Origin of the sequence: Neisseria sp. 19428wB4_WF04, from assembly GCF_015235335.1 — a bacterium.
Taxonomy (GTDB): Bacteria; Pseudomonadota; Gammaproteobacteria; order Burkholderiales; family Neisseriaceae; genus Neisseria; species Neisseria musculi.
Genome location: NZ_JADGLG010000065.1, coordinates 1 through 10,036, shown reverse-complemented (window position 1 = coordinate 10,036; position 10,036 = coordinate 1). Strand labels below are relative to the sequence as shown.

Genomic DNA, 10,036 nt, shown 5'->3' with positions numbered 1-10,036 from the left:
GTCGGGCAACCCGAAAGCCGGTGAAATACAGCAACGGCAAACATACACAAAAATTAATCCGCCAACGCCCGCAAGGCAGCAGAGCAGGCACCCGGCGCAGAAGCGGTTCAGAAGACCTGACGCCGTTATAGGCCGGCTATAATTTGACACCATACAGGGCGGTTTTACAGCCCTCTGAAACCCAGCCGCACAGCCAATCCCCTGCATTTTCGGCACCATGCAGACAGGAGAGTACGGAAACGGTTCCGCTGCCACTCGGGTTGCCCGCCCAAAACCGTTTGCTTCAAACCAAGCTCAACAACGCCGTAACGCCTATGAAAGATTCCACCCCATAACGCCGCAAACCTTTGCCGATACCATACGCAGGCTCAAGCCTTTGCAGGCCGTCTGAAAAGCAGAAATTCAAATGAAACGCTGCAAACCCATGCCGGGAAGCCAAATGTTTGGCCGGCTGCCTGCTCGGGATCGGCGCCGCCGGCTTGCAAAGCCGATAACGACCAATAAATTTCGTAAGGGTTTTTTCAATTTTGCAACGGCTCCCGGCCGTCTGAAAACACTCTGCCGCCGTTGCCGCCCAAGCGGTAACATTCGGGGAATATAATTTACGCAACTGCCACCTGCATTAACAAAGCAAGCTGCTATGACAATGCCGTTTCCAGGGCAGGCGCGTTTTGCCCCCGGCCCGAACAGCCCCGGGTTTCTACGCTTACACTCAAACAAACCGAAGGACAAAAAATGAAAAAATCCATTTCCACCGCCGTTTTCATCGGCATTTCCGCCCTCTCGCTGGCGGCCTGCTCATCCGACCGCGGCCCGAAACACGACCGCAACGATCACCGGCACACAGCCAAAGCCTTCCATAAAGGCGGCATGGCGCACGGCTTCAAAGACTTGAACCTCACCGAAGAGCAAAAAACCAAAATCCGTGCCATCATGGAAGAAGGCCGCGACAACCGTGCGCAGCAACCCGAAAGCAACCGCCGCGAAGCCCTCCGCCAACAAATCGACCATTACCGCGCCGCCGAACAAAACCTGCTGCAAGCCCCCGCTTTCGATGAAGCCGCCGTGCGCAACCTTATCTCCCTGCGCGAACAGGATAGGGAAGCACAACGCCGCCAACATGCCGAACTCGAATTGCAGCAGCTGAAAAAACGCCATGCCGTCTTTCAAGTGCTGACTCCCGAGCAACAGCAAAAATGGCTGGAGGAGCAAAACAAACGCAGCAACGGCAAACAACGCACCCACCACCAACAGCACACCCGATAGGCATCCCCTCAATCCGCCCGGGCTGCAAATATCAAACATCAGGCCGTCTGAAAAGATTTTCAGACGGCCTGTTTGTGCACTGCCGGCAAACGGGGGGTTAAATCCGCCGCGCCAGCTCTTCGGCTTTGCCCACATACAGCGCGGGGGTCAGCGCGAGCAGTTGCTGCCGGGCTTCGGCGGGGATTTCCAGCGATTCGATAAATGCGCGCAACACTTCGGGGGTGGTGCCGTCTTTACCACGGGTGAGGTCTTTCAGTTTTTCATACGGGTTGGCTACGCCGTAGCGGCGCATCACGGTTTGGACAGGCTCGGCCAGCAGCTCCCAAGTGGCGTCCAAATCGGCGGCCAGTGCGGCGGGGTTGGCTTCGAGCTTGCCGAGGCCGCGCAGGTGCGCCGCCCAACCCAAAACGGTGTAACCCGCGCCCACGCCCATATTGCGCAGCACGGTGCTGTCGGTAAGGTCGCGCTGCCAGCGGGAAACCGGCAGTTTTTCGGCCAAAAAACCTAACACGGCATTGGCCATGCCCAAATTGCCTTCGGAGTTTTCAAAATCAATCGGATTGACTTTGTGCGGCATGGTCGAAGAGCCGACTTCGCCGGCTTTCACCTTCTGCTTGAAATAGCCGAGCGAAATATAGCCCCAAACATCGCGGTTGAAGTCGATTAAGATGGTGTTGATGCGGCCGAGGGTTTGGAAAAACTCAGCCATATAGTCATGCGGCTCGATTTGGATGGTGTAGGGGTTGAAGGCCAAACCCAATGATTCTTCAACAAATTTTCGGCAATGCGCTTCCCAATCCACATCGGGATAAGCCGCCATATGGGCATTGTAGTTGCCGACCGCGCCGTTGATTTTGCCTAACAACTGCTGTGATTCCAGCTGCTTGGCCTGACGTTGCAGGCGGTACACCACATTGGCGGTCTCTTTGCCCAGCGTGGTTGGCGTGGCGGGCTGGCCGTGGGTGCGGCTCATCATCGGCAGGGCGGCCAGGTTGTGCGCCATTTCGGTGAGTTTGGCGGTGATTTCGGCCAGCTTGGGCAGCAGCACGGTTTCACGCGCTTCGGCCAGCATCAGCGCATGGGAAAGGTTGTTGATGTCTTCGCTGGTGCAGGCGAAATGGATAAACTCACTGACGGCGGCCACTTCGGGCACACCGGCAAAGCGTTGTTTCAGCCAGTATTCAACGGCTTTTACATCATGGTTGGTGGTGGCTTCGATGGCTTTCACCTCTGCAGCATCTTCCAATGAAAAATCTTCGGCCACACGGTCGATTTCGGCCACGGTAAAGCTGCCGAACGCAGGCACTTCGGTGATTTTCGGCTCGGCGGCCAACGCTTTGAGCCAGTTGAGCTCGACTTTCACACGCGCCTTCATCAGGCCGTATTCCGAAAAAACCGGACGCAGCGTTTCAACAGAACCGGCGTAGCGGCCGTCAAGCGGGGAAAGGGCGGAAATAGGGTTGATCATCATCGGAAATCCTGTAGCAAACAGCAGAAAATTCAAGGCTGCGATTATACATCTATACATCAATAGTAGGGCGGCCGTTTTTATAGAAAAGCATGTGCCTGTTATGTCGGCATAACAGTTTTCAAAATCGGGCTGCAACGCCGCAGGCCGTCTGAAAGCAGGCGGTGCGGCATTGTCGCCCAGCCCCCGTTTTCAGACGGCCGAATCCGTTTCGCCCCAACACTTGAAAACCGCGTTTTAGCTCCGCAGAAACTGGTTTCCTGCCGGAAACTGCGTTTTCAGACGGCCGCAGCAAGATTCAGACAACCCCGATTGATCCGCCTGCAAAGATTTATCCGCTCAATTTGAAGGCAGCTTTTCAGACGGCCGATTTATCCCGCCCCAACATTTTTACTATATGTCGATACGCACAACCCGTTATAATCATGCGTCTTTTAACAACCCCGTCTCACTGCCATGAAAGCCCGCATCTTCCTGCCTGCCCTCGTCGCCCTGCTGCTGGCCGCCTGCGGCACCCCGCAAAAGCCCGTTTCAACCGCCCGAAAGCCTGCCCAACCGCCCGTTGCGCAAGCCAAACCGCAAGCCGTTATCGGCTTGGCGCTCGGCGGCGGCGCATCGAAAGGCTTTGCCCATATCGGCGTGATTAAGGTTTTGAAAGCCAACAATATCCCCGTGAACCTGGTGAGCGGCACCAGCGCGGGGGCAATTGTGGGCAGCCTGTATGCGGGCGGGATGTCGCCCGACCGGCTGGAGTTGGAAGCCGAAATTTTGGGCAAAACCGATTTGGTCGATTTAACCGTTTCCACCACCGGCTTTATCCGCGGGCAAAAGTTGCAGGACTACATCAACCGCAAAATCAGCAACCGCCCTCTGCAGGCGCTGCCGCTTAAATTCGCCGCCGTTGCCACCGATTTGGAGAGCGGCAGAATGGTGGCCTTCAACCACGGCAACACCGGCCAGGCCGTGCGCGCTTCGGTGAGCATTCCCAACGTATTCCAGCCCGCCGTTATCGGCGGCAGGCGTTATGTCGATGGCGGGCTGTCGGCTCCCGTGCCGGTGGGTGCCGCCAAAAACATGGGGGCAAACTTTGTGATTGCGGTGGATATTTCCGCCAAACCCGCCAAACTGTCGGGAGCAGGCTTTTTCGCCTATCTTGACCAAAGCCTCAACATCATGAGCACCGCCGCGCTGCGCAACGAGCTGGCCAAAGCCGATATCGTGATCAAACCGCAGGTGCAGCACTTGGGCGCGGTGGGCGGTTTCGACCAGAAAACGCAGGCCATCAAACTCGGCGAACAGGCTGCGCAGGCTGCGCTGCCCGAAATCAAACGCAAACTGCAGGCCTACCGTTATTGACCCGGCAGCCCGATGCAGGCGTTTGCAGGTTTGAAAAATTTTAAAATATTGCAGACATGCCTCAAGGCCGTCTGAAAACATTTTCAGACGGCCTGAATCTTACCGAAACCTGCAAATCGGGCGGCGGCCGCTGCCATAAATCATCAAGCCCGCCGCCGTGGGAATAACAGCAAGTAAACTCTAAAAATCAATGTCTTGTTTTTTAAACCGCACACAAGCATCAGGCCGTCTGAAAGCATTTTCAGACGGCCTGAATCTTGCCGGAGCCTGCAAATCGGGCGGCAGCCGCTGCCATAAATCATGGAGCCGGCCGACAGCAAGCCCAACCGTTACCGCTGCCCACTTGAAAACAATACAGTATCAGCCAACCTGCCTGCGCCATCTGCCACCTTGCTCCCGGCTTGAAAACACCCCTCATGCTCCATTGGCGCGTTGCTTGTGAAGCGTTGCTTGCGCCTCAGCCCGAAGATAACGGTTTTGCAGGCCGCCCAAACAGCAGAGGAGGCAGCCCACCGCCGCTCTTCCTGCCCGGCCTTGCGCCCCACCCGAACCGTTCTGCGTTTCACAGTTTGCCGCCCGCCTCTTGCGTTTTGCTGTTTAAAAATTCCAACGCAAACTTCACGGCCTGCCCGCGTATACTGTCGCGGCCGCCTTCAAACAACACGCTCTGCGCCCAAATACGCTGCTTGGCGGCCAGCCCGAACCACACCGTGCCGACAGGTTTGTCTTCACTGCCGCCGCCGGGCCCGGCAACGCCGGAAATACTCACCGCATAATCGGCTCTGGCGGCAATCAGCGCGCCCAGTGCCATTTCACGCACGGTTTCTTCACTCACCGCGCCGTAAAAATCCAGCGTGTTGCTTTTCACGCCCAAAAGCTGCTGTTTGGCTTCGTTGCTGTAGGTGATAAAGCCGGTATGAAACCACGCCGAACTGCCCGGCAGGCGGGTCAGCTCGGCCGCGAGCAGGCCGCCGGTGCACGATTCGGCGCAAGTTACGGTCTGAGAGCGTTCGCTCAGGCGGTCGGTTAGGGCAGATAAAACAGAATTCATCATCAGGGCTTCCATTCGCTATGATTTTCTTCCCCGTTCGGGAAATCGGCAGCGGGCGCGCTTATCCATTGCGCAAATGCCATATAATCATATTTTATACCGAAAACAGAAAAAGAAAGGAAGCCCGTTGATGAAAAAGCCATACCTGCCTGTTTGCACCCTGCTGGCATTGTGGCTATCGGCCGCCTGCAGCAGCGGCCCAAAAAGCCCTGCTGCCGGACAGTTTTTTGCGGCGGAGCCGGCCGCTGCCGCCCCTGCCTTGAAAAACCGGCAACCGCCTATCTAACCGACCGCGAAAAACCGTTGGCGACTACAAAAATGCTTTTAACGCGCTGTGGCCGAGCTTGACGAATGGGCTGCCAAACAACCGCCCCATATCCGCGAAGCCTTGCAGCCATACCGCAAACAGCTTTCAACCGATATTGAAAAGCGCAAGGCCGATTTGAGCACCCGCGCGGCCGGTTTGGGAGACGATGGCACCGCTGTTCCAAAAGCGGTGCACAACAGTTTGAAAAATGCCCGCGATATTTTGAAAAAGGGCATGGCGGATGCCATAAAAGAAGCAGAGAGCCTGTTCGGACAACAATAAAGAATCCGCCGCGATAAACGGCACCCCGAAAGCCGGGCACCGCCCGATTTTCAGGGTGCCGTTTTTATGCGGCAGCATAATTCACCGGTATCTGCCCTGATTTCCAACCGTTTGCCAACCGCGCACACCCCATTTTATTCCGTTCGGCAATTTTATTGCCCGCCTCTGCTGTTTTCAGATTATTTTTTACATAAATTTTGGTTTGTTGCCTTCAGGCCGCCGCAACTTTCGGTAAAGTGCGGTTTGCCGGACGCGGCAGATTCAACAGAAGCTGATACTGCATCAACCGCCTGGCCCAGTTTCAGTGTGAATGAAATCCTCCACACCGGCCTGCGGCCGTCTGAACAACATCCGCAGCACGCGCGCCGGTACCGCAAATCCGCCTTATGCCCGGCATCCGGCAGCAAACCGCCGGCAATGCGGCTCCGCAGCCGCCCGAGCCGGCAGAACCCTTCACTTTGAACCAAAGCGCATCAACGCCGCAACAGAGATAAAGCGGGTTCACGATAACAAACCCTGCCATACAACCACTGAAAACAATATGAATAAAAAACGCCATATGCTGCTCTATCTGCCCGCGATGCTGGCCTTATGCTGGTTTTTACTGCTGATTTGGGTGTATCTGTCGGCAGTATCTGCCCGCCGCATCACCATCGAAGACATCCGGCCTGCCGAGGCCGCACTGGTGTTGGGCAACGCCGTCAATAAAAACGGCCTCCCCAACCCCTGCCTGCGCTCGCGCGTGGCCGCCGCCGCCGATCTCTACCACGCCGGCAAAGTCCCCAAACTGGTGGTAAGCGGCGGCAACGACAGCGACGGCAGCAACGAAGCCCGCCATATGAAGGCCATCGCCGTTGAGCTGGGCGTGCCCGAATCACGCATCGCCATTGAAGGCAAATCGGAAAACACTTATGAAAACATTCTGTTCAGCTCGATTCCGCTCTCCAACAACAGCAGCGTGGTGATTGTCAGCGCCGACTACCACCTCAAACGGGCACGCTGGCTGGCCGACAAACAATGGGGGCACGATAAAACCCTGCAGATTTATTCGGGCATTGACGATTGCGATGAAAAAGCCATGGATTACCCGCGCAAAATCGTGCGCGAAAGCCTGGCTTGGGTGAAAGCTTCCGTGAAGCCCGAATAAACAGGACTGCCAAACTTTACCGCCAAGCTACCTCCCGGGGTTTCGGGTAAAATAGTAGTTTTCAAACACGGCCTGTTATTCGGCCGTCTGAAAAATGTTCAGACGGCCTGAAACTTTTGCCGCCCCTGCCGATAAATCATGAACAGATCCGACCGCTGGGCTGTCCACCGCCTGCTTGCCCACAACACCGACCAACGCCTGCAACTGCTGCGCAGTGTGCCCAAGCAAATCGTTTTGGCGGGCGCCGATGCCGATGAAAGCCGCCGCCTGCTCGCCGCACGCTACCCCCAAGCCGCTTTTGCCGAATACGACCCGCGCGCTGCTTTTCTGCAGGAAGCCGCCGCCGTGCGCCAAACCGGGCTGTGGCAGAAACTCACCGGCAAGGCTGTGCCGCAATACTGCCGCAGCTTGGCCGAACCGCTGCCGGAGGCGGTAGCCGATATGCTGTGGTCCAATCTGGGGCTGATCACTGCGAGCCGCCCCGTGCCGGTTTTTGAGAGCTGGGCGCGCGCGCTCAAACCTGACGGCCTGCTGTTTTTCACCCATTTCGGTATCGGCAGCCTAAGCGGCTTGACCGGCCGTCTGAATGAGGCGGGCATCACCGTGAACGCGCCGATGCTCTTCGATATGCACGATTTGGGCGATATGCTGTTCCACCACGGCTTTTACGATCCGGTGATGGACACCGCCAAACTCGAGCTGGCCTACCGCCGCCCCGAAACGTTTTGGCAGGATATGGAAACCCTCGGTCTGTGGGCTTCGCTGGATTTCAGTGATGAAGCTGCTGCCCGCGCTGCCGTCAATCAGATGTTTGCCGCAGGCGAAACCCTCAACGCCGCGCTCGAAACTGTGTATGGCCATGCGGTTAAAAGGCGGCAGCTTCCCGCCGGAGAGAGCGAGGTTCGGTTTTATCCGAAACAGCGCTGAAACACGGAAACACTGCTCTCTGGTGCCATTTGGAAACCCGCCCGGCTTCGGCCGGTGTTTCAGGCCGTCTGAAACGTTCGGCAGGCTGTCTCTTATCAAGCAGGCCTACCGCTGGGGCAAAATACCACGGTGCCCCGATAAATTTCGCTACAATACGGCTTGGCTTATATTTCATTGTTTTATTTATGACTTCCCACCAACCGCCCGCCAACCGGCCGCCCGTTATTGCGCTGTGTGCCGGCGAAGCCTCCGGCGACCTGCTCGGCGAACACCTGATGGCCGCTCTCAGGCAACGCTGCCCGCAGGCCGAGTTTGTCGGCATCGGCGGGCCGCGTATGCTGGCAAAAGGCTTCCGCAGCCTCTACGACCAAGAAAAACTGGCCGTGCGCGGCTTTGCCGAAGTGGTGCAGCGCCTGCCCGAAATTTTGAGAATCCGCCACGGCCTGGTGCGCAGCCTGAAACGCATCCGCCCCGATGTGTTTGTGGGCATAGACGCGCCCGATTTCAACCTCGGCGTGGCCGGAAAACTCAAAAAAGCAGGCATTCCCACTGTGCACTATGTCAGCCCCTCGGTGTGGGCGTGGCGGCGCGAACGGGTCGATACCATTGTGGAACAAGTCAACCGTGTGCTGTGTCTGTTTCCGATGGAGCCGCCGCTTTATCGGGAGGCGGGCGGGCAGGCCGAGTTTGTCGGCCACCCGATGGCGCAAACCCTGCCGCTTGATGCTGACCGCAACGCCGCGCGCCGGCACATGAAAATCGAGCCGTGGGAAACGGTGTTCTGCCTGATGCCCGGCAGCCGCGTGAGCGAGGTCGATTATATGGCACCGATATTCTTCCGCACCGCCCGCCTGCTGCTGCAACGCTATCCTTCCGCCCGCTTTCTGCTGCCCGTGGCCACCGTGGCCACCCGCAGCCGCTTGGTTTCGATTCTGCACCAAAGCGAATTTATCGGCCTGCCCGTGCAACTGATGAGCGCGCACGCCGATTGGGCCTGCACTGCCGCCGATGTGGTGCTGGTTACCAGCGGCACCGCCACGCTGGAGGTGGCATTGTGCAAACGGCCTATGGTCATCAGCTATAAAATCTCGCCACTCACCTATGCCTATGTGAAACGCAAAATCAAGGTGCCCCATGTGGGGCTGCCCAATATCCTGCTCGGCAAAGGTGCCGTGCCCGAACTGCTGCAAGACGATGCCGCCCCCGCCAAACTGGCCGCCGCCATGGCCGAATGGTATGAATCGCCGCAAGATGTTGCCGCCCTGCAGCAGGATTTTCTCAACCTGCACCGGCTGCTGCGCAAAAACACCGATGCACTCGCCGCAAGCGCCGTGCTGGCCGAAGCGGGCGTTGCCGCCGTGGCCGAAGCCAAACCGGAGGCCGTCTGAAAAGCCAACCCATAAACCCCCTTATCACCGCCGGCGTTGATGAAGCCGGGCGCGGCCCGCTGGCAGGCAGTGTGTTTGCCGCCGCCGTAATCCTGCCGCCCGGCCATCACCTGCCCGGTCTCACCGATTCCAAACAACTCAGCGAAAACAAGCGTAACGAATTGGCCGCACAAATCAAAGCACAGGCCGTTGCCTGGAGCGTGGCCTGCGCCGATGTGCGTGAAATCGACACCCTCAATATCCTGCACGCCACCCTGCTTGCGATGACCCGCGCCGTGCAGGGCTTGACCGTGCCGCCGCAGAAAGTGCTGATAGACGGCAACCGCGTGCCGAAAAATTTGGGCATTGCCGCCGAAGCCGTGGTGAAAGGCGATTGCAGAATCACCGAAATCTCCGCCGCCTCCGTGCTCGCCAAAACCGCGCGCGATGCCGAAATGTATGCCCTGGCCGAACATTACCCGCAATACGGTTTCGACAAACACAAAGGCTACGGCACCGCCGCCCACCTTGCCGCCCTTGCCAAATTCGGCGTGTTGCCCGAACACCGCCGCAGCTTCGCGCCGGTGAAAACCCTGCTGGCGCAAGGCAGGCTGTTTGAGTGATTTCGGCGGCATCATTCGGAAAAACCATACCAACAGCGCAAAGGCCGTCTGAAAAACCTTTCAGACGGCCTTGATCCTGCCCTGCCCAATCTATAGAAAAGCGCAGTTTTTCCATTGTTAAATATCGTGCAAAACTGAGCCAGGGAAACGGGGAGTTGTGCTCCAAAATTGAGCCACTCTCCGTTTGTTATAAACTGCTCCGCTTTATCACACAGCGGAGCCCAACCTGGATGTTATGCATG

Annotated in this window: 9 protein-coding genes; 7 read left to right on the top strand and 2 right to left on the bottom strand. The window is 57.5% G+C overall.

The features are described 5' to 3' along the window. The first annotated feature begins 735 nt into the window (after window positions 1–735). Window positions 736–1,266, top strand: a complete 531-nt coding sequence (locus IR141_RS11065) for a Spy/CpxP family protein refolding chaperone (RefSeq protein ID WP_135037192.1) — start codon at window positions 736–738, stop codon at window positions 1,264–1,266. A 97-nt stretch (window positions 1,267–1,363) separates the two neighbouring features. Here the strand turns inward: IR141_RS11065 and purB are convergent, their stop codons facing one another. Further along, a complete protein-coding gene (gene purB / locus IR141_RS11060) occupies window positions 1,364–2,734 on the bottom strand; it encodes an adenylosuccinate lyase (protein ID WP_135037201.1) in 1,371 nt (456 codons plus the stop codon). Window positions 2,735–3,190: 456 nt separating this feature from the next. Between purB and IR141_RS11055 the strand changes: the two genes are divergently transcribed. Beyond that, complete coding sequence (locus tag IR141_RS11055) at window positions 3,191–4,090, top strand: patatin-like phospholipase family protein (protein ID WP_135037189.1); 900 nt, start codon at window positions 3,191–3,193, stop codon at window positions 4,088–4,090. 562 nt (window positions 4,091–4,652) lie between these two features. On the opposite strand, the gene IR141_RS11050 is transcribed toward IR141_RS11055, so the two are convergent. Next, window positions 4,653–5,141 (bottom strand): CinA family protein, encoded by a 489-nt coding sequence (locus IR141_RS11050; protein ID WP_135037198.1) that lies wholly within the window; start codon window positions 5,139–5,141, stop codon window positions 4,653–4,655. Between the two features lie 334 nt (window positions 5,142–5,475). On the opposite strand from IR141_RS11050, the gene IR141_RS11045 reads away from it, so the two are divergent. The 5 genes from IR141_RS11045 (at window position 5,476) to rnhB (ending at window position 9,794) form a co-directional block, all read left to right on the top strand. Next, window positions 5,476–5,730, top strand: a complete 255-nt coding sequence (locus IR141_RS11045; protein WP_135037186.1) for a hypothetical protein — start codon at window positions 5,476–5,478, stop codon at window positions 5,728–5,730. A 541-nt stretch (window positions 5,731–6,271) separates the two neighbouring features. Next, window positions 6,272–6,877 carry a YdcF family protein gene (locus tag IR141_RS11040; protein WP_228068244.1) on the top strand — a complete coding sequence of 202 codons (606 nt, stop codon included), beginning with the start codon at window positions 6,272–6,274 and terminating at the stop codon, window positions 6,875–6,877. Between the two features lie 138 nt (window positions 6,878–7,015). Continuing rightward, complete coding sequence (locus IR141_RS11035) at window positions 7,016–7,804, top strand: methyltransferase domain-containing protein (protein WP_135037182.1); 789 nt, start codon at window positions 7,016–7,018, stop codon at window positions 7,802–7,804. 185 nt (window positions 7,805–7,989) lie between these two features. Further along, entirely contained in the window at window positions 7,990–9,192 is a 1,203-nt protein-coding gene (gene lpxB / locus IR141_RS11030) for a lipid-A-disaccharide synthase (RefSeq protein WP_135037178.1), read from the top strand. 11 nt (window positions 9,193–9,203) lie between these two features. Then, window positions 9,204–9,794 (top strand): ribonuclease HII, encoded by a 591-nt coding sequence (gene rnhB, locus IR141_RS11025; protein WP_135037175.1) that lies wholly within the window; start codon window positions 9,204–9,206, stop codon window positions 9,792–9,794. Window positions 9,795–10,036: the final 242 nt, after the last annotated feature.

Coding starts and splice junctions, on each gene's coding strand:
- purB (WP_135037201.1), bottom strand. CDS start 2,734: ATGATCAACCCTATTTCCGCCCTTTCCCCGCTTGACGGCCGCTACGCC.
- IR141_RS11050 (WP_135037198.1), bottom strand. CDS start 5,141: ATGAATTCTGTTTTATCTGCCCTAACCGACCGCCTGAGCGAACGCTCT.
- lpxB (WP_135037178.1), top strand. CDS start 7,990: ATGACTTCCCACCAACCGCCCGCCAACCGGCCGCCCGTTATTGCGCTG.
- IR141_RS11040 (WP_228068244.1), top strand. CDS start 6,272: ATGAATAAAAAACGCCATATGCTGCTCTATCTGCCCGCGATGCTGGCC.
- IR141_RS11055 (WP_135037189.1), top strand. CDS start 3,191: ATGAAAGCCCGCATCTTCCTGCCTGCCCTCGTCGCCCTGCTGCTGGCC.
- IR141_RS11065 (WP_135037192.1), top strand. CDS start 736: ATGAAAAAATCCATTTCCACCGCCGTTTTCATCGGCATTTCCGCCCTC.
- IR141_RS11035 (WP_135037182.1), top strand. CDS start 7,016: ATGAACAGATCCGACCGCTGGGCTGTCCACCGCCTGCTTGCCCACAAC.